Raw genomic sequence first — 18,930 nt, forward strand, 5'->3', positions numbered from 1 at the left:
GCGGCTGCGCGGGGAGGGCCTGCGGGCGGTGTTCGCGAGTCCGCTGCTGCGGGCGCGCCAGACCGCGGCGGCGGTCGCCGGGGCGGCCGGGCTCGCGGTGCGGGTCGATGCGCGGGTGACCGAGCGGATCAACTGGGACGGCCGGGTGCCGTTCGAGCGCTTCGCAGACGATTGGGCGCGCACGACCGGGGACCGGGACTTCGCGCCGGAGTCCGGGGATTCGTCGCGGGCGGCCGGGGCGCGGTTCCGGGCGTTCCTCGAAGAGAGAGGAGGAGAGGAGGGGCCGGTGGCGGTGGCGTGCCACGGCGGGGTCACGGTCGACCTGCTGCGGACCCTCCTCGGGGACGCGGCGGTCCCGGAGGCGTTGTTGCGCGACGGGGTCCCCTCGGGCGCGATCACGGTGATCGCGGGGCTGGAGGTCGTGTCGATCGCGATGGTCGACCACTTGGTCGGGTTACGGGGCGGACGGGCGTCGGGGAAGGCGTCTAAAGCTTGCATTTCGGGTGGCTCAGGGCGGGATTCTAGACGAAGTGCGCGTGAACGCTTGCGCGTTCATTCGCCCGTAACGAGGATGTGACGAATGAGCTCTAATCTCAGTCGCATCTTGGACAGCGTGGACCCGTTCATCGGTACGGCCGCTACCGATCTGCCCGCGGCGCAGGGGCTGGCCGCCGCTTGGTGGTGGCCGAAGGCCCAGGTGGGGAACACCCACCCCGGCGCGTGCTACCCGCTGGGCATGGTCTCGGCGTGCGCGTGCTCGGGCGCCTACCCGACCGGCTACGGCCTGTACGGGATGTCCACCGAGGGCGCCCCGCAGCAGATGTACGACGACTACATGGCCAGCGGCTTCACCCACTTCCAGCAGTCCGGCACCGGCGCGATCCGCAAGTACTACAACTACTTCCGCGTCACGCCCATGATCGAGCCCCTCGACTCCCTCGGCAACCGCTGGAAGCTGGAGGAAGAGGAGGCCTCGCCCGGCTACTACGCGGCGACCCTGGAGAACGGGATCCGCTGCGAGCTCACCGTCGGCGCGAAGACCGCCGTGCACCGGTACACGTTCCCCGAGTCGTCGTCCTCGCGCGTGGTCCTCGACTTCTCGTACGGCGGGCTCGCGATCGAGCACGGCACCACCGTCCCGCTGCGCGCCGGCATCGAGTCCCTCGGGCAGGGCAGCGCGCAGGGCACCGTCGTCATGGAGGGCATCCCGCTGTCGGTGTACATCGACACCGACGCGCCCGGGTGGCGCCAGCTCGTCTGGTACGACCGGCGGCGCGTCGACGGCGGCACCCGCCTGGACTTCGACTACATCCGGCGCACCACGCTGCGCCCGTTCGGCCTCATGTTCATGGGCCCGACCAGGGCCGGGCAGGTCGTGGAGATCCGCATGGGGTTCTCCATGCGCGGCACCGACCAGGCCCGCAAGAACCTGGAGCAGGTCCTGCCCGGCGGGGCCGGGTTCGACCAGGCCCTGGAGGACACGCGGGACGCGTGGTCGGACTACTTCTCCCAGGTCGAGGTCCAGGGCGGGACGCCCGAACGCCGCCAGGTGTTCGCCACGAGCCTGTACCACTCGCTGATCAAGCCGTGCTTCGCGCAGGACGAGAGCCCGTTCTGGCCGTCCAAGGGCCCGTTCGTGTTCGACATCGCGACCATGTGGGACATGTACAAGACCCAGTTCCCGCTGCTCACGGCCCTGAACCCGGCCAAGGGCGCCGACATGCTGGAGGCGATCGTCCGCATCGCCGAGGAGGAGGGGAACCTCCCGATCGGGTACCGGATGGCGCGCGGCTCCGACCGGTTCTTCCGGCAGGCGTCGGCGCTCGCGCACACCGTCCTCGCCGACGGGTTCCAGCTGGGCCTCGAAGGGCCCGAATGGGACTGGGCGCTCGTCCACATGCAGGACGACCTGCGGCGCGGCTACGGCGAGGACTACACCGAGCGCGGCGTCGTCCACCCCATCAGCCACACCCTCGACCTCGCCACCGGCTACTGGTGCACCGCGATCATCGCCCGCGGCCTCGGCGACCTGAAGCTCGCCGACGAGCTGGAGGCGAAGGCCCGCCACTGGATCAACGCGTTCGGCCCCGACGGGCTGCTGCGCGACTCCTCCTTCTACGAGGGCGGGCGCTGGAACTACTCGTTCCGGCTGCTCCACGACATGGCCTCGCGCATCGACCTCGCCGGCGGCGACAAGGAGTTCGCGTCGGTCCTCGACCGGTTCTTCGGGTACGGCGCCGACCCGGTCGTGCAGCTGGGCGTCCCGCCGTTCGGGCCCGAGTTCCCGATCGGCATGGACCTCAACCGGTTCGAGGGCCTCAACAACGAACCGGACATGGAGGCCCCCTGGGCCTACCACTACGCCGGGAGGCCCGACCGGACCGCCGAGATCGTGCACGCCGCGCTCGCCTACCAGTTCGGGACCGGCCGCGGCGGCCTCCCCGGCAACGACGACTCCGGGGCCCTGTCCTCGTGGTACGTGTGGGCGTCGCTGGGGCTGTTCCCCGTCGCCGGCCAGAACCTGTTCCTCGTCAACGCGCCCGCGTTCGCCGAAGCGCAGCTGCGCTTCGGCGGCAACGACTTCGAGGTGGTCACGACCGGCCACACCGAGCAGGGCATCGGCGAGGACGCCCGCGGGTCCGCCCCGCAGTACGTCCAGTCGGCCCGCTTCAACGGCAGGCCCCTGGACCAGAGCTTCATCACCGGCAACCAGCTGCACGGCGGCGGGAGGCTGGAGATCGAGCTCGGAGCCGAACCGTCCGACTGGGCGACGAAGACGCGCCCGCCGTCCGCCTCCGACCGCACCGACCTCGCTCGGGACGCCGGAGCCCGCTTCCAGGAGTTCCTACCGTGACCAAGCAGTCCCGCGACTCGCAGCGCCGTCTCGTGATCGTCGTCCGCGCCGACCCGGTCATCTGCGGCCACGCCACCGAGGCCCGGGGCCTCGCGGAGGTCGCGCTGACACGCGGCTTCGACGACGTGCGCATCGTGACCTGGCCGATCGACGCGCTGCAGGCCGCGGGGCTGCCGCTCAAACCGCTCGACGAGCTCCTCCCGTACTCCGAGGGGATCACCGTCGAGCGGCCCGGGCCGGTCGGGGACTACCGCGTCCCCGACGGCCGCCACCTCCTCGGCATGACCGGCCGGCTCTTCGAGCTGTTCACCGACGGGGTGCCGACGGTGTGCATGTCGATGTACCTGTCGCCGCACGCGAACGCCGTCGTCGACGCCCTGCGGTCCGTCCGGGCCGCCGGGCTCGGCGCCGACGTCACCACCATCGCCGAAGCGGTCGGCTCCGACATCACCAACGTCGTGCGCGGGTGCCTCGCCCGCGGCGAGCTCGGCGCCGCCGCCGCCCTCTTCACCACGTACCTCGCGAACGACCGGTGCGTCGCGGTCTCCCAGTACACGAAGGACCTCATCGCCGAGGAGGCCGAGCAGGTCGACCGCGCGTGCGGGACCCGCTTCGCCGCCGAGGTCGCCGACCGCGTCCAGGTCTCCTACCCGGCCGTCGACGCCGGCCTCTACACCGGCCTCGACCCCTCGGCCGTCGATGCAGCGCTGGCCGCGCGCGGCCTCGAACGCGACAAGTACGTCCTGTTCCTGTCGCGCGTCGCCGCCGCGAAGGGCGCCGACGACCTCATCGCCGCCCACCGCGACTCCCTCGCGTACAAGACCCACAAGCTCGTCATCGCCGGGACCGGCCCGGCCCTGGCCGAGACCAAGGTGTTCGCCGAGGGCGACGAGCGGGTCGTGTTCCTCTCCGACGTCTCCGACGAGGAGAAGCCGCTGCTCATGAACGGCTGCGCCGCCTATGCGCTGCCGTCCAAGCCGCGCCCGGAGTTCGTCGAGACGTTCGGGATCGCCCTGGTCGAGAAGATGCTCGCCGGCGGCGGCCCCGTCATCACCACCCGCACCGGCGGCATCCCCGAAGCCGTGGGCGACACCGCGATCGAGGTCCCGCCCGCCGACCGCGAAGCCCTCGCCGCCGCCCTCGACGAAGCCGTCGCCATGGAGCCCGCAGAGCGCGCCGAGCGGGCCGAGCGCGCCCGCGCGTACGCGATGCGCTTCGACCGCACCGCCGTCTTCGACAACCTCTTCGCGGGACTCTTCGACGTCCCCGCCGCCGTCGGCTAGACCCCTCCACCTGCGCGGACGCCGCCCCCGAAAAAACTTCTGAGAAATCTTCGGGGACGCGGCAACCTTCGGGGCGCCCGCGGCAACTGGATGACGGTGCGGCAACCCGGCTCCGCCGCACCGAACATCTACCGGAGGGAAGGACCGCGATGTCCTCACCGACTTCCACCGTCACCCCCGCCATGGCGCGCCCGTAACGACTCCGGTTGGTTCCATCGGATGGGCTTCCTGCCATGGGAGATCGACAGGCGCGGGCACCGGGGGTGCCTGCGCCTGTCGTGCAACGGAACGTGAGGGGGTCACGGTCATGCTGCTAGAATCGCCTCCCCGCAACGCGACCGGAAGGCCCCCGTTGGACGTCCCCGCCAAGCTGGAGGAAGACGCCTTCCGCGCCTTCTTCGAGCGGCACCACGCCGAGCTCGCGCGCTTCGCGTGGATGCTCATCGGCGAGCGGGCCGCGGCGGAGGACCTCGCCTCCGACGCCATGCTCGCGGTGTGGCGCCAGTGGGACCAGGCCCGGCGGGCCCGCTCCCAGATCGCGTACGCGCGCGGCATCGTCGCCAACCTCGCCAAGGCCCGCATCCGCGCCGCCGTGCGCGAAAGGCGCCGCAACATGCTGTTCTGGCAGCGGCCCACCGACGCCGCTGAAGGCCCCGACACGGCCGCCGTCGTCGACGTCCGCGCCGCCCTCGACCGGCTCCCCCTGCGCCGGCGCGCCTGCGTGGTCCTGCGCCACTCCCTCGAACTGTCCGAGCGCGAGACCGCCGACGCCCTCGGCATCTCCGTCGGCACCGTCAAGAGCCAGACCTCGAAGGGCCTCGCGGAGCTGCGGCGGCTCCTCGGACCGCCCAAGGACGGCCCCGCGCGGGCCTCGGTCAGGAACGGGGTGGGGCCGTGAACGACGAACTGCCCGACCGGCTCCGCGTCACCGCGGAGGAGTTCGAACCCGACCAGGGCCGCATGTGGACCCGGATCTCCGACGGCATGCGGGAACCGCGCGGCGCCGCCGCCCCCGCCGAGCGCCGCCGCCTCGTCCCCCACCTGGCCCTCGCCACCGGCGCGGCCGTCGTCCTCATCGGCGCCGTCGTCCTCTTCGGACAAGGCCTCGGCCTGGGGCCCTCCGCCGACCCCGACCCCGCGCCGCCCGCCGCCGGACCCGGCTCACAGACCGAGGAGCCCAGCGGCCGCGACGAGACCACCGGCGCCGAGTCCACCGACGGCGGACCCGACGAGACCGGCAGCGGCCCCGACGAAACGAGCGGCGAGACCGGCGGCGACGGGCCCGGGGCCCCCGACTGGCTGCACGCCACCGGCGGCATCAACGCCAACAACACCGAGTACTGGACCCAGTCGGAGCTCGCGTTCACCAGCGACCGCGACCTCACCGGGCTCGAAGTCGAACTGCGCCTCGACGAAGGCGACGGCCTCACGTTCGTCGACTCCTGGACCACCGACGACAACCTCTTCACCGAGGCGGTCGTGACCAGCGAGGACGGCTACACGGTCATGCGCTGGACCCTCAAGGACGGCGCGGTCGTCCCCGCCGGGGCCGAATACACGCTCGCGGGCCAGTTCGACCCCAACGGGGGTCCGCGCAGCGGCGACGGCGACTCGTTCACGGTCACCGCCACCGGAGAGGACGGGGAGACGGGGACCCTCGAAGGCGCATTCGCTTAGTGCCCGTCCACCCCGGAGCGGGTGCGGGGGCCGGCCGCACCGGCCGACCCCCGCACCCGTTTTCCAGCAGCTGATCAGCAGGCGCAGGAGACGCCGCTCGACGGGGCCGTCAGCGGGTCCGGCTTGGAACGCTCGACGCCGGCGTCGGTCGCGACCGGGAGGCCTTCGCGCACCCAGTACTCGAAACCGCCCATCATGTACTTGACCTGGTAGCCGAGCTTCGCGAACTCGACCGCGGCCCGGTAGGCGCCGTTGCAGCCCGGGCCCCAGCAGTAGACGACCACCGGCTTCGAGGGGTCGATTTCGCTTGCACGGGCGGCGATCTCGTCGGTCGGCAGGTGCACGGCGCCGGGGACGCGGCCCTGGAACCAGGCGGCCGCCCCGCGCGAGTCGACGAGCGTGAAGCCGGGATCGTTGCCATCGAGTGCGGCGTAGACGTCGGAGACGTCGGTGCTGTAGGTCATCAGGCCGGTGAAATAGGCGAGCGCGTCGGCGGGGGAGGCCGGGGGCACGCGCAGCACGGCGTTCTCGTTCGTTCCCATGCTTCCAAAGCTACATGCCAATACAAACAATATTTTGCATTGGTACAAACGATTCCACGGCTCGGGACCGGGGTAGCGTAGACGCCGAATCGCATCCGATGAGAGAGGGACTCACCGATGGCTCCCACCGCACCCACGGTCAAGCTCACCCACGGCGCCGACATGCCGCTCCTGGGCCTGGGCACCTGGCCCATGGACGACACCGAGGCCGAACGGGTGATCGCCGAGGCGATCGGCCTCGGCTACCGGCTCGTCGACACCGCCGAGAACTACCGCAACGAACGCGGCGTCGGCCTCGGCCTCAAGGCCTCCGGTGTCGCCCGCGAGGACCTGTTCGTCACCAGCAAGTTCAACAAGGAGTGGCACGGCGTCGACCTCGCCGCCGACGCTGCCGAGCGCCGCCTCGACCTCCTCGGCCTCGACTACCTCGACCTCCTGCTCATCCACTGGCCGAACCCGCAGCACGGCAAGTACACCGAGGCCTGGCAGGGCCTCGCCCGGCTGCTCGAATCCGGCCGCGTCAAGGCCATCGGCACCTCCAACTTCAAACCCGCGCACCTCGACCGCGTCATCGACGCCACCGGGGTCGTCCCCGACGTCAACCAGATCCAGCTCAGCCCGTACACGACCCGCGCCGAGGCGCGGGCCTACCACGCGGACAAGGGGATCGTGACCCAGTCGTGGTCCCCGATCGGCGGCGAGGGCGGCGAGGTCCGCAAGGACCCGGTCGTCACCGCGCTCGCCGAGAAGTACGGGAGGACGCCGGTGCAGATCGTGCTGCGCTGGCACCTGGAGCTGGGCCTGGCGGTCGCGGTGAAGTCGGCGAACACCGAGCGGCTGGAGCAGAACCTCGACGTGTTCGGCTTCGCGCTGGAGGCGGCCGACGTCGCCGCGCTCACGGCCCTGGACCGCGGCGAGGGCGCGGCCGCGGACTCCGACAAGTTCGGCCACTAGGAGCGACGAAAGCGGCGGCACCGGGACACCGGTGCCGCCGTTCGCTTCTCAGTCGCCTTTCTCAGTTGCCTATTTGTCCGGGACCCAGCGGAGCACGTCGCCGGGCTGGCAGTCGAGCACCCGGCAGATCGCTTCGAGGGTCGAGAACCGCACCGCCTTCGCGCGGCCGTTCTTGAGGACCGCCACGTTCGCGGGGCTGATCCCCACGGCCTCGGCGAACTCGCCCACCGACATGCCGCGCTCGGCCAGCAGCACGTCGATGTCGACCGCGATGGCCATCAGATGACCTCGGCCATCTCGGTCTGGAGTTCGGTGGCCTTGCGCAGCAGCCCGCGCATGATGACCATGAGCATCGCGAACGAGGCCCCGCCTCCGATGCACGAGGCCAGGCCGAGCATCGCGCCGATGAAGCCCATCTCGTCGCTCCCGGAGTCGAGGGCGAAGAAGCAGACGGTGACCGCGAGCGAGAGGAGCACCCCCGCGAGTGCGGCGCCGATGATGACGTCGATCCAGCGGAACGCCTTGGCACTGAAGATCGCGTCGCGGTCGACCATGCCGAGGAGCATCCAGCCCGCGACGAGCATGACCTGGACGCAGGCGACGCCGATGATCGAGGCGGCGCCGAGGACGGGGGCCAGATCGGGGCCGTAGTAGTGCTCGAACTCCGGCATCCCCGAGTTGGGCACGATCATGATCTGGCCGAAGAGCGAAGCGAGGAGAGCGGCGGCGACGGCCATCCGCAGGACGACGGTGAAGAAGAGGTTCATACATCGATTCTCGATCGGTATCTATCGAAAGTCAATAGCTATCGATCGAGAATCGATATGAGGCACGATCCCGGGAGTATGCGTCAGAGCTCAGTCGTCGAGGAGCGTCAGCTCCATGCCGCGGATCCGCGAGGCGTCGGTGATCCCCTCCATCGCGGTGATCCGCCCGTCCTCGACGGTGAACACCAGCACCCGCGTGGGCATCCCCGGGATCGACGACACCGCGCCGATCTTCCCCTCGGCGAGCACGAGCTGCGCCTGGGTCGCCATGGCCGCGAACGTCATCGCCCCGCCCGCGATCGTGGCCGCGCCGCGCAGGATCGTCCCGACCTCGGCCGCGTCGGTCCGCAGCGTCACGTCCGGGTCGAGGACCGACACCAGCGCGTCGAAGTCCCCTTCGCGCGCCGCCGACATGAACGCCTCCACCACGGCCCGCTGCCGCGCGGTGTCCCGGCGCTCCGGCTCCCCGGTCCCGCGCACCCGCGCGCGGGCCCGGCTCGCGAGCTTCCTCGCGGCCGTCGGGGTCCGGTCGACCACCTGGGCGATCTCGTCGAAGGGCACCCCGAACATGTCGTGCAGGACGAACGCGAGCCGCTCGGCCGGCTCCAGCGTCTCCAGGACCACCAGGAGCGCGAGCCCCACCGAGTCGGCCATGACCGCCGACGACTCCGGGTCGGCCGGCGCGTTCGTGAAGCCCGGCAGCGCGGCTGGCTCGGGCCCGGCCTCGGGCATGGGCTGCTCGGCCCGCGACTTGCGCCGCCGCAACTGGTCCAGGCACACCCGGCCGACCACGGTGGTGAGCCATCCGGACAGGTTCTCGATGCGGTCGGCGTCGCTGGCGGCCAGGCGGAACCAGGCCTCCTGGACGGCGTCCTCGGCTTCCCCCGAGGAGCCGAGCATCCGGAAGGCCACCGCCTCCAAGCGCGGCCGGTCCTCGTCGAAGCGTCGCGCGAGCCACTGGTCGTCGGTCATATCCGGTCCCCTCCTCATGTGCGGTCACCGGTATGACGCAATCCTCGCTGCGAATGTGACCGCTGGGCGAGGCCGGGTGGCTGCGGTCACCGCCCGCGCTGTTTGAGCGCCGGAGACAGGGGCGGGGTCACCACTTGGGCGGTTCGAGACCCGGAGGCGGGGGCTACGGTCACCGCCCGTGGGGGTCGGGTCCCCGCAGGCGGGGTGCGGTCACCGCCTGCGCGGTTCAGGTGGTGCGGGTCCGGCGATGGGGTTGAGGGTTGTTGCGGGTGGACATGTCGCGCCATGTCCACCCGCTATCCCCGCGGGGGATTCGGGGCGGTGCCGACGGCCTCCGTCGGCACCGCCCCGGTGGTTCTCGCAGGTGCCGCGGGCGGGTGCACCCGCCCGCGGACTTGGTGCGGCTCGATCGATCCCACTGTGCCGCCTACCTGCGAGAACCAGAGTAAGACTCTGGTATGAGGAGGCTTTTTTACTACTAACTACAACACCCTGGCCTGCAAAGCGGCAAGGATTGTTTTCGCGCCTGTGGATAACTCGGCGCAGGGGCGCGGGCACCTCGATGTTCCGGCTGTGCGGGCCGGTGGTGCGAGTGTCGGTGCTGTTCAGGCGCATGGTCCAACCCTGGCACGGGTGGCCCGGGGGTGCCAGGAAAATCTTTCCGCCTGTGGATAACCCGGGGTCCGCCCGCGGAGCGGGCGGACCGGGCGGGCATCAGAACTCGACCGGGTCGCGGCTGATGGGGCAGGTCATGCAGTGGCCGCCGCCGCGGCCGCGGCCCAGTTCGGCGCCGACGATCGTGATGACCTCGATGCCGGCCTTGCGGAGCAGCGTGTTGGTCTGGGTGTTGCGGTCGTACGTCATGACCACGCCCGGTTCGAGGGCGACCGCGTTGTTGCCCGAGTCCCATTGCTGGCGTTCGGAGGCGTAGACGTCTCCTCCGGTTTCGATGACGCGGAGGCCCGGCAGGCCCAGCGCTTTGGCGACTACTTCGGTGAACGGCGTCGTGCCGTGGTCGACCAGGTCGAGGCCCGGCTCGCGGTCGGCCGGGAGAAGCGTGAAGGTGTGGACCGCGTCCATGATCTGCGGGTACAGGGTCACCACGTCGCGGTCGGCGAACGTGAAGACCGTGTCCAGGTGCATCGCGGAACGGAGCTTCGGCATCCCTGCGACGATGACCTGCTCGGCCGCGCCCCGCTCGAAGAGCGCCCGCGCGACCTGGGTGATCGCCTGGCGGGAGGTCCGCTCGCTCATGCCCATGAGCACCACGCCGTTCCCCACCGGCATGATGTCGCCGCCCTCGAACGTCGCCTGCCCCCAGCTCTGGTCCGGGTCGCCCCACCAGACCGTGGCGCCCGTGAAGTCCGGATGGAACGTGTAGACCGCCTTCATCAGCAGCGTCTCGTCGTGACGGGCGGGCCAGTACAGCGGGTTGAGCGTGAGCCCGCCGTAGAGCCAGCAGGTCGTGTCCCTCGTGTAGAGCGTGTTCGGCAGCGGCGGCATCAGGTACTCGCGGGCGCCCGTCGACTCGCGGGCCAGCGCGATGTAGCCCGGGCGCAGGTCCTCCGGAAGGTCCGCTGTGGACAGTCCGCCGATGAGGTACTCGGCGAGGTCGGCGGGGGCGAGCGATTCGAGGTACGCGCGGGTCGGCTCGATCAGGCCGAGGCCGACCTCGTTCGCCGTGATCTTGCGGTCCAGCAGCCACGACCGGGCCGCCGGGTCGGCGACCGTGGCCGCGAGGAGGTCGTGGAGCTCGACGACCTCGACGCCCCTGGCCCGCATCTTGTTCACGAAGTCGAGGTGGTCGCGCTGCGCGTTCTCCACCCACATGACGTCGTCGAACAGCAGCCCGTCGGCGTTCGTCGGCGTCAGCCGCCGGTGGGCCAGGCCCGGGCGGCACACCAGGACCTTCCGCAGCCTGCCCACCTCGGAGTGGACTCCGTATGCATCCGTCATTGGTTTCCCCCAAGGGTTTTCTAGATGATGATCCAGCCCAGAGACAGTGCGACGATGCCGAGCACGGCGCCCGCGACCGACACCGCCAGCAGCACCGCCTCGCCCGGACTGAACAGGCGCCGGCCCTGCTCGCGGCGGGTCATGACGAACAGGATCGTGGCCGGCGCGTACACGATGAACGACACCAGCACGAACTTCAGGCCCGCCGCGAACAGCAGGAACGCCGTGTACACGACGGCGAGGAGCGCGATCGGCATCGCCCCGCCGGTGCGTTCGCCGACCGCGCCGCGGTCCCATCCCGCGGCGACCTTGACCGCGAACAGGGCCGCGAGCAGGAACGGGATGAGCGTGAGTGCGCTGGTGAGGTCGAGCGCGAAGTTGAAGGCGTCCTCGGAGAAGTAGGTGACGACCAGGACCACCTGGCTGAGCGCCGTCGACAGCGCGAGGGCCGGGACCGGGACGTCCTCCTTCGTGGACCGGGCCAGGAACCGCGGCATGTCCTTGTCCTTGGCGGCCACGAACAGGACCTCGGCGGCCATGAGCGTCCACGCCAGGTACGCGCCGAGGACCGACACGATGAGGCCGACCGAGACGAAGACCATGCCCCAGGTGCCGACCGCGTGCTCCAGGACCCCGGCCATGGACGGCTGGCGCAGCTCGGCGATCTCGTCCATCGGCATGATCCCGTAGGACACGATCGTGACCGACGCGAACACCGCGAACACCGACAGGAACCCGGTGATCGTGGCTCGGCCGACGTCTTCGCGGCGCTTGGCGTGCCGGGAGTACACGGAGGCGCCCTCGACGCCGAGGAACACGAACACGGTCGCGAGCATCGTGCCCTTGACCTGGCTGAACAGGGAGCCGGCGTAGTCGGCGCCGCCCCAGTTCTCGGCGAACGCGTGCGGGTCGAGGAAGAACAGCGCCAGGATCACGAACACGATGATGGGGACGAGTTTGGCGACCGTGACGATCCGGTTGATCGCCGCGGCCTCCTTGACGCCGCGCTTGATGAGGAGGAAGAACCCCCACAGGCCCGCCGAGGAGATGGCGATCGCCAGGACCGTGTCGCCCTCCCCGAGCGCCGGGACGATCGCGCCCACGGTCGACATGATGAGGACCCAGTAGGTCACGTTGCCGACGCACGCCGAGGCCCAGTACCCGAACGCGGAGAAGAAGCCGGGGTATTCGCCGAACCCGGCCTTGGCGTACGCGTACACGCCGGCGTCGAGGTCGGGGCGGCGCATGGCGAGCTGCTGGAACACGAAGGCGAGCATGAGCATGCCGGTGCCGGCGATGGCCCAGGCGACGAGGGCGCCGGCGACGCCGGTCTGCTGGGCGAAGCGGGCGGGGAGGGAGAAGACGCCGGCGCCGACCATTGAGCCGACCACCATGGACGTGAGCGTCCAGAACGCGAGTTTCGCCGCGGGACGGGCCTCGGTCGCGGTCTCGTGCGCCATGGGATCCTCGCAGGTCCTGCCCGCGGTCCCCGGTGGCCGATGGGCATCGGGCCTGAATATAACTCCCGTCCGGGCGGCGGGGCCGCGATTCGCGCCGATCGACCGGTTTGCGGGGGCGGCGGGCGTGTGCACGGAGACGACCGGCGTGAACTGGGCTCGGATTCGGCGGGGGCCGCGGCGGGTACCCGTTCGGCTCCCCCAGATGGGGTCGGACGGAAGGAGCGGACATGGACGTCTCGGAGAGCAAGCCCGACCGGATCGTGGTCGGCGTCGACGGCTCGGCCGCGTCGCTGCGGGCGCTCGAATGGGCCCTGCGAGAGGCGGCGCTCACCGGCGCCGTGATCGAGGCCGTTCACGCGTGGGAGGTGCCCGCCCAGTACGGGACGGGGATGATGGTGCTGCCCAGCGGCGAGGAGTTCGAGACCGCCGCGAAGGAGTCCCTGGCGAGGTCGATCGAGCAGGCGGCCGGAAGCGACCCCGGGGTAGAGATCGAGCAGAACGCGGTCGCCGGTCATGCGGCCAAGGTCCTCATCGACGCCGCCGACGGCGCCGCACTGCTGGTCGTGGGGTCGCGCGGGCACGGCGGGTTCGTGGGGACGCTCGTCGGCTCGGTCAGCCAGTACTGCGTCTCGCACGCGCCGTGCCCGGTCGTGGTCGTCCGCGACCTGTCGCAGAAGGACTAGGTGCCGCTGCGTCGGGGCCGCGGCGTTAGGCGGGCCGGTACGTGAACCGGTGGAGCACCGAGCCGGTGCCGCCGGCTGCGGCCGCACTCGTCTCGACTGCACTGGTTTCGACTGCACCGACGCCGAGCATCCGGCCGGTGAACCCGGCCGCGACCTCGGTGGACAGGTAGCGGCCGTCCAGGCGCGCCAGGACGGTGCCGCCGACGGACAGGACGAGGTCGTCGGGGCCGTAGGCCGTCATGGTCTCGGCCTCGCACTCGACCGCTTCGATCCGCAGGACCGCTCGACGCCGATCGGCGTCGAGCGATTCGCCTTGTCCGGCGCTGGGTGCCTCGCCTCCGATCTCGACCGATCCGAGTTCGGCCCGGATGCCGCCGATGCGGGCTTCGGCGCGGACCGTGCCGTCGGCGAAGACCAGGCCGTAGCGGTGGCGGTCGTCGATGCGGACTTCGAGGCGGCCCGAGCCGGTGAAGACCGCTTCGGCCTCCCAGCGGAGATCGGTGACGCGGGTGCACAGCAGGCCCGGCGAGCGGTCGCCCGGGTCGCGCAGGTCGAGGCCGCCGCCGTCGCGGATCACGGCGATCTTGGCGGGTTCGCTTGCGGGCGCGACCCAGCGGTGGTCGAGCTTCGCGGCGGTGAAGTCGTCGTCGAAGGGGGTCGGGTCGGGTGCGAACTCGTAGCGGGACTCGTCGAAGACGGGCCAGCCGTCGACCCAGTCCACGCCGGCGAGGAACGTCTCGCGGCCGAGCACGTGGAACGAGGGCGTGAACCCGCCGGGGCGGACCGCGAGGTACACCGCGGCCCATTCGCCGGTCGCGGTCTCGACGAGGTCGGCGTGGCCGGTGTTCTGCACCGGGTGCGGGGTGGAGCGGTGGCTGAAGACGGGGTTGTGCGGGCAGGACTTGTAAGGGCCCTCGGGGCGGTCGGCGCGCGCGATGGTGACGGAGTGGCCGCGTTCGGTGCCGCCTTCGGCGAGGAGCAGGTACCAGTGGGCGCCGATGCGGTACAGGTGCGGCGCTTCGGGATAGGCGAGGCCGGAGCCCTGCCACACGAGATACGGGGGTGCCTCGAACTCGCCGGTCTTCATGTCGAGGCGGCCCTGCCAGATGCCGTTGCCGCCGTCGCCGGAGGCGACGGCGCCGGCCCAGGTGAGGTAGCAGGTACCGTCCTCGTCCCAGGCGAGGTCGGGGTCGATGCCGACCGCGTCGGGGACGAACACGGGGTCGCTCCAGGTCCCGGCGGGGTCCTCGGCGGAGACGATGGTCTGGCCGGAGTCGGCGTCGCCGACGTTCGTGGTCGCGAAATAGAACCGGCCGCCGTGGTGGCGCAGGGTCGAGCCGTAGATGCCGCCGGAGGGGCGGCCGTCGGCGCGCAGGAACTGGCCGCGCCGGTCGAGGATGTTCCCGATCCGCCGCCACGACACGAGGTCCCGGCTGTGGAAGATCGGCGCCCCGGGGAAGTACTCGAAGCTCGAATGGGCCAGGTAGTAGTCCTCGCCGACCCGGCACACGGTCGGGTCGGGGTGGAAGCCCGGGACGATCGGGTGCACGGCTGCGGACACTCGGGAAGGGTGCATCAGGGTCCTCTCTCGCGACGGCCGGACTAAGTTTAGTCGATAAACTTTTTCGTTCAGGCCGCGGCGTGTTGGACTCCCCATTGGGCGGCGTACCTTCCCGATTTCGCCAGCAGCTCCGCGTGGGTGCCCTGTTCGGTGATGCGGCCGTCCTCCAGGACCACGATCAGGTCGGCCGAGCGGATCGTGCTCAGGCGGTGGGCGACCACGAGCGTCGTGCGGTCGCGCATCAGTGTCTCCAAGGCGCCCTGGATGTGCCGCTCCGACTCGGAGTCGAGCGCACTGGTCGCCTCGTCGAGGAACAGGATCCGCGGGTCGCGGATCAGGGCCCGCGCGATCGACAGGCGCTGGCGCTGGCCGCCCGACAGCCGCGCGCCCCGCTCGCCGACGACCGTGTCCCAGCCGTCCGGCAGCGCCTCCACGAACGCCAAAGCGTTCGCGTCGCGCAGAGCCCGCCGCACCCGCTCGTCGTCGATCGGCCCGAGCCCGTACGTGATGTTCGCGCGCACCGAGCCCTCGAACAGGACCGAGTCCTGCGGGACGACCGACACGTGGCGGCGCACCGACCGCATGTCGAGGCCCTCCATGTCCTCGCCGTCGACGAGTACCTGCCCGGCCTCGGGCCGGATCAGGCCGAGGACCGTGTTCATGAGCGTCGACTTGCCCGACCCGGAGGGCCCCACGAAAGCGACCGTGCGGCCCGGCTCGATGACCAGGTCCACGCCGTCCAGAGCCGGCCGGCCCCCGTCCGGGTAGCGGACCGCGACGCCGCGCAGCTCCACCCGCCCGGTCAGCGAGCCGACCACGGGCTTGCCCTCGTTGCGTTCGATGTCGGGGTCCTGGAGGACCTCGGCGATCGACCGCACCGACTCGGTGCCCCGCGCGGTCACCGGCAGCAGGTTGAGGACGGTGCCGACCGCGCCGGTGAGCATCGAGAAGTAGGTGCCGAGGACGACGACCTGCCCGGCGGTGATCGGCGCCCACTCCATGAGCGCGACCGCGGCCGCGAGGAGCAGGCATCCGACCGACAAGAGCTGCATGGTGACCCAGCTGGCGGCGCCGAAGCGGCCGTTGACGACGTCGAGGCGCAGGCCGCGGTGGCGGACCTCGTCGGCGACCTGGGAGACGCGTTCGGCGGCGACGTGTTCGAGGCCGTGCGCGCGGGTGATCGGCATGAGCGCGGCCATCTCGCCGACGCGCGCCGAGAACACCTCCATCTCCTTGCGGAACTCCTGGTTCCGTTCCTGGGTGCGGCGGCGGGTGAACCACCAGACGCCGAAGCCGCACGGCAGGGACAGGGCGAACACGGGGAGGAACTGCGGGACGGTCAGCGCGGTCATGGTGATGGCGCCGGCGAACACGAAGACCGCGGACAGGAACGGCCCGCCCGACTGGGCGAGCATGAGCTCGACGTTCTCGACGTCGCGGACGACCTTGCTCTGGATGATCGAGGCGTTCGACCGGGAGTGGAACCCGATCGACAGGAGCTGGAGGCGCGCGGCGAGGGCGTTGCGCAGGTCGGCGCCGAGGGCGCGGACGGTGCCCATGTACAGGCGGGTGAACCACACGTGGGTGAAGGCGTTCTGGAAGACGAGGACGGCGGCGCCGAGGGCGAGCCAGCCGAGGGTCGAGAGCGGGCCGGAGTCGACGACGGCGTCGACGGCGGCGCCGGTGATGACCGGGAGCAGCCAGACGGGGCTGTCCTTGAGGATGAAGACGGCGACGGCCGCGCCGAGGCGCCCGCGCCGGGGCCTGAGCGTCCGCGCGAGCGAGGTGATCGGGTGCTTTCCGTCGAGGGTGATGGAGTCCATCGCAGCTGTGCCCCAGTATTCGGTTCGAGGAGCGGGTGAAGGTCGGGTTTCGCCGGTTCGGTTGCGCCGCAGCGGGGCTCGGGGAACGGGACGGGGTCGGGGGCCGCGGACGCCCCCGCGGCCCGTCGGCCCCGGGGGATCACCGCGGACCATCGTAGCCCCGCGGGCGCCCCGCCCGCCCTGGCTTTTCGGCGCGGATGGGACGACAATGCGGGTGTGATCTGCGGCAACGGTGCCCGGTGTCCGGGCGTGCAGGGTTCTCGGCTCCAGGTCGGCGGGGCCGGTCCGCGAGGTATCGTGCATCGGTTGGACAGGACCGCGGGTGCCCGCCCGCCTGACGAGGAGTATCAGCAGTGACCGCCGCCGGCAGTGCGAGTCAGCCCGGACTCGCGACCGGCGCCGAGCCCCCCGAGGGGCACGGCGTCCGCAACGCCACACGCCTCGCACTCGTCGTCGGCGCCCTCGGCGTCGTCTTCGGCGACATCGGCACCAGCCCCATCTACGCCCTCCAGACGGTGTTCAACCCGCTCGACCCGCACCCGGTGCCGGTCGAGGAGGCGAGCATCTACGGGGTCATCTCGCTGATGTTCTGGTCGATGACGATCATCGTCACCGTCACGTACGTGCTGCTGGCGATGCGCATCGACAACGACGGCGAGGGCGGCATCATGGCCCTCATCACCCTGCTGCACCGGTGGAAGCAGGGCCGCGGCCGCAAGGCCGCGCTCACGCTCGCCGGGCTCGGGATCTTCGGCGCGTCCCTGTTCCTCGGCGACTCGATGATCACGCCGGCGATCTCGGTGCTGTCGGCCGTCGAGGGCCTCGGCGTGGTCGAGCCGCACCTGGAGGGCCTGGTCATCCCCATCACCGCGGTCATCATCGTGGTGCTGTTCCTCGTGCAGCGCAAGGGGACCGCCGCGGTCGGGCGCGCCTTCGGGCCGGTCATGATCGTCTGGTTCTGCGTCCTCGCGCTCCTGGGGCTGCGCGGCATCGGCGAGCACCCGGAGATCCTCAAGGCCCTCAGCCCCGTGTACGCGGCCGACTTCCTGGTCAACCACTTCCACATCGCGTTCTTCGCGCTCGCCGCGATCGTCCTGTGCGTGACCGGCGCCGAAGCGCTGTACGCCGACATGGGCCACTTCGGGCGGCCCGCGATCACGAAGGCGTGGCTGATCCTCGTCTTCCCCGCGTGCCTGCTCAACTACATGGGGCAGGGCGCGATGGTCCTGGAGGACGGCTCGGCCGTCTCCGGCCCGTTCTTCCTCCTCGCCCCCGGCTGGGCGCGCCTCCCCCTGCTCATCCTCGCCACCGCCGCCACCGTGATCGCCGCGCAGGCCGTCATCACCGGCGCCTACTCGGTGGCCGCGCAGGCGTCGCGCCTGGGCTACCTGCCGCGCATGCGCATCGACCACACCTCCGCGGAGCAGTACGGGCAGATCTACGTGCCCTGGATCAACTGGCTGCTCATGGTCTCGGTGCTCACCCTCGTGTTCGCGTTCCGGTCCTCGCACGCGCTCGCGTACGCGTACGGCATGGCCGTCATGGGGACGATCGCGATCATGACGCTCCTGTTCCTGTACATCGCCAAGTCGCGGTGGCGCCTGCCGCTGTGGGTGGTGCTCACCGGCGGCGCGCTCCTGCTCGGCTTCGACCTGCTGTTCCTGGCCGCGAACTTCACGAAGCTCGTCCACGGCGCGTGGCTGCCGCTGCTCATCGGCGTCGCCGCGTTCACCGTCATGGTCACCTGGCAGAAGGGCCGCGGCGTCGTCACCGCCGAGCGCGAACGCCGCGAAGGCCCCTTGCGCGCCTGCGTCAAGCAGCTGCGCGCCGAGCTCCCGAAGACCAAGTGCGTGCCCGGGACGGCCGTGTTCCTCAACCGCGGGAAGCTCACCACGCCGCTGGCGCTGCGCGCGAACATGGAGCACAACCACGTGCGGCACAAGCAGATCGTCATCGCCTCGATCGAGACGAAGCCCGTCCCGCGCGTCGCCGACGAGAACCGGGTCAGGGAGGACTTCCTCGGGTTCGCCGACGACGGCATCGTGTACGTGCAGATCCGCTTCGGGTACATGGAGGTCCAGGACGTACCGCGCGCGCTCGCCCAGCTCGACCGGACCCGGCACGCCGGGCGCCTGCACGTCGAGGACGCCTCGTACTTCCTGTCGACGATCCAGCTGCGCGCCGGGGAGCAGCCGACGATGGCGATGTGGCGCAAGCACCTGTTCATCGCGACCTCGCGCATCACCGCCGACGCCGCCGACCACTTCCGGCTCCCCCGCGAGCGGACCATCATCATGGGCTCCCAGGTCGAGGTCTAGCACCGGGCGGGTGACCGCCGTCTCCCGAAGCCGGGTGGCAGGGGCGGGAGAACCCCGAGCTACGATCGAAACGAAAACAC

Annotated in this window: 16 protein-coding genes; 8 read left to right on the forward strand and 8 right to left on the reverse strand. The window is 71.1% G+C overall.

Features of this window, described 5'->3' with window-relative positions:
- From DI269_RS23750 to DI269_RS23770, 5 genes are all read left to right on the forward strand, one after another.
- Positions 1-577 (forward strand): histidine phosphatase family protein (locus tag DI269_RS23750; protein WP_112140585.1); only part of this gene is annotated, 577 nt, incomplete at its 5' end.
- A gap of 3 nt (positions 578-580) precedes the next feature.
- Positions 581-2,854, forward strand: a complete 2,274-nt coding sequence (locus tag DI269_RS23755; RefSeq protein ID WP_112140587.1) for a glycoside hydrolase domain-containing protein — start codon at positions 581-583, stop codon at positions 2,852-2,854.
- Positions 2,851-4,137: a glycosyltransferase gene (locus DI269_RS23760; protein WP_112140589.1), complete on the forward strand. Its 1,287-nt coding sequence runs from the start codon at positions 2,851-2,853 to the stop codon at positions 4,135-4,137. Before DI269_RS23755 ends, DI269_RS23760 begins: the two co-directional genes overlap by 4 nt.
- 352 nt (positions 4,138-4,489) lie before the next feature.
- On the forward strand, positions 4,490-5,035 hold the full coding sequence (locus DI269_RS23765; protein WP_232822882.1) for a SigE family RNA polymerase sigma factor: 546 nt from the start codon (positions 4,490-4,492) through the stop codon (positions 5,033-5,035).
- Positions 5,032-5,814 (forward strand): hypothetical protein, encoded by a 783-nt coding sequence (locus DI269_RS23770; RefSeq protein WP_112140593.1) that lies wholly within the window; start codon positions 5,032-5,034, stop codon positions 5,812-5,814. Before DI269_RS23765 ends, DI269_RS23770 begins: the two co-directional genes overlap by 4 nt.
- A gap of 74 nt (positions 5,815-5,888) precedes the next feature.
- Here DI269_RS23770 and DI269_RS23775 read toward each other — a convergent pair whose 3' ends face one another.
- Positions 5,889-6,356 (reverse strand): rhodanese-like domain-containing protein, encoded by a 468-nt coding sequence (locus DI269_RS23775; protein ID WP_112140595.1) that lies wholly within the window; start codon positions 6,354-6,356, stop codon positions 5,889-5,891.
- Between the two features lie 117 nt (positions 6,357-6,473).
- Between DI269_RS23775 and DI269_RS23780 the strand changes: the two genes are divergently transcribed.
- Complete coding sequence (locus tag DI269_RS23780; protein ID WP_112140597.1) at positions 6,474-7,310, forward strand: aldo/keto reductase; 837 nt, start codon at positions 6,474-6,476, stop codon at positions 7,308-7,310.
- 69 nt (positions 7,311-7,379) lie between these two features.
- Here DI269_RS23780 and DI269_RS23785 read toward each other — a convergent pair whose 3' ends face one another.
- The 5 genes from DI269_RS23785 to DI269_RS23805 all read right to left on the reverse strand — a co-directional run bounded on the left by DI269_RS23785 (position 7,380) and on the right by DI269_RS23805 (position 12,465).
- Positions 7,380-7,589 carry a helix-turn-helix domain-containing protein gene (locus tag DI269_RS23785; protein WP_112140599.1) on the reverse strand — a complete coding sequence of 70 codons (210 nt, stop codon included), beginning with the start codon at positions 7,587-7,589 and terminating at the stop codon, positions 7,380-7,382.
- Positions 7,589-8,077, reverse strand: coding sequence for a DUF2975 domain-containing protein (locus tag DI269_RS23790; protein WP_112140601.1), 489 nt, complete (start codon positions 8,075-8,077; stop codon positions 7,589-7,591). Before DI269_RS23790 ends, DI269_RS23785 begins: the two co-directional genes overlap by 1 nt.
- A gap of 90 nt (positions 8,078-8,167) precedes the next feature.
- Positions 8,168-9,049 carry a sigma-70 family RNA polymerase sigma factor gene (locus DI269_RS23795; protein WP_112140603.1) on the reverse strand — a complete coding sequence of 294 codons (882 nt, stop codon included), beginning with the start codon at positions 9,047-9,049 and terminating at the stop codon, positions 8,168-8,170.
- Between the two features lie 714 nt (positions 9,050-9,763).
- Positions 9,764-11,005 carry an arginine deiminase gene (locus DI269_RS23800; RefSeq protein WP_112140605.1) on the reverse strand — a complete coding sequence of 414 codons (1,242 nt, stop codon included), beginning with the start codon at positions 11,003-11,005 and terminating at the stop codon, positions 9,764-9,766.
- Between the two features lie 20 nt (positions 11,006-11,025).
- Complete coding sequence (locus tag DI269_RS23805; protein ID WP_112140607.1) at positions 11,026-12,465, reverse strand: basic amino acid/polyamine antiporter; 1,440 nt, start codon at positions 12,463-12,465, stop codon at positions 11,026-11,028.
- 227 nt (positions 12,466-12,692) lie between these two features.
- On the opposite strand from DI269_RS23805, the gene DI269_RS23810 reads away from it, so the two are divergent.
- On the forward strand, positions 12,693-13,148 hold the full coding sequence (locus tag DI269_RS23810) for a universal stress protein (RefSeq protein ID WP_112140609.1): 456 nt from the start codon (positions 12,693-12,695) through the stop codon (positions 13,146-13,148).
- Positions 13,149-13,173: 25 nt separating this feature from the next.
- Here the strand turns inward: DI269_RS23810 and DI269_RS23815 are convergent, their stop codons facing one another.
- Both DI269_RS23815 and DI269_RS23820 read right to left on the reverse strand, forming a co-directional pair.
- Complete coding sequence (locus tag DI269_RS23815; protein ID WP_198667697.1) at positions 13,174-14,709, reverse strand: glycoside hydrolase family 43 protein; 1,536 nt, start codon at positions 14,707-14,709, stop codon at positions 13,174-13,176.
- Positions 14,710-14,777: 68 nt separating this feature from the next.
- Positions 14,778-16,532: an ABC transporter ATP-binding protein gene (locus tag DI269_RS23820; RefSeq protein ID WP_112140613.1), complete on the reverse strand. Its 1,755-nt coding sequence runs from the start codon at positions 16,530-16,532 to the stop codon at positions 14,778-14,780.
- Between the two features lie 353 nt (positions 16,533-16,885).
- Between DI269_RS23820 and DI269_RS23825 the strand changes: the two genes are divergently transcribed.
- Entirely contained in the window at positions 16,886-18,850 is a 1,965-nt protein-coding gene (locus DI269_RS23825) for a potassium transporter Kup (protein ID WP_112140615.1), read from the forward strand.
- Positions 18,851-18,930: the final 80 nt, after the last annotated feature.

This window comes from Glycomyces dulcitolivorans, assembly GCF_003265355.1.
In the GTDB taxonomy this organism is placed as follows: Bacteria; Actinomycetota; Actinomycetes; order Mycobacteriales; family Micromonosporaceae; genus Glycomyces; species Glycomyces dulcitolivorans.

Coding starts and splice junctions, on each gene's coding strand:
- DI269_RS23755 (WP_112140587.1), top strand. CDS start 581: ATGAGCTCTAATCTCAGTCGCATCTTGGACAGCGTGGACCCGTTCATC.
- DI269_RS23775 (WP_112140595.1), bottom strand. CDS start 6,356: ATGGGAACGAACGAGAACGCCGTGCTGCGCGTGCCCCCGGCCTCCCCC.
- DI269_RS23780 (WP_112140597.1), top strand. CDS start 6,474: ATGGCTCCCACCGCACCCACGGTCAAGCTCACCCACGGCGCCGACATG.
- DI269_RS23785 (WP_112140599.1), bottom strand. CDS start 7,589: ATGGCCATCGCGGTCGACATCGACGTGCTGCTGGCCGAGCGCGGCATG.
- DI269_RS23790 (WP_112140601.1), bottom strand. CDS start 8,077: ATGAACCTCTTCTTCACCGTCGTCCTGCGGATGGCCGTCGCCGCCGCT.
- DI269_RS23795 (WP_112140603.1), bottom strand. CDS start 9,049: ATGACCGACGACCAGTGGCTCGCGCGACGCTTCGACGAGGACCGGCCG.
- DI269_RS23800 (WP_112140605.1), bottom strand. CDS start 11,005: ATGACGGATGCATACGGAGTCCACTCCGAGGTGGGCAGGCTGCGGAAG.
- DI269_RS23805 (WP_112140607.1), bottom strand. CDS start 12,465: ATGGCGCACGAGACCGCGACCGAGGCCCGTCCCGCGGCGAAACTCGCG.
- DI269_RS23810 (WP_112140609.1), top strand. CDS start 12,693: ATGGACGTCTCGGAGAGCAAGCCCGACCGGATCGTGGTCGGCGTCGAC.
- DI269_RS23820 (WP_112140613.1), bottom strand. CDS start 16,532: ATGGACTCCATCACCCTCGACGGAAAGCACCCGATCACCTCGCTCGCG.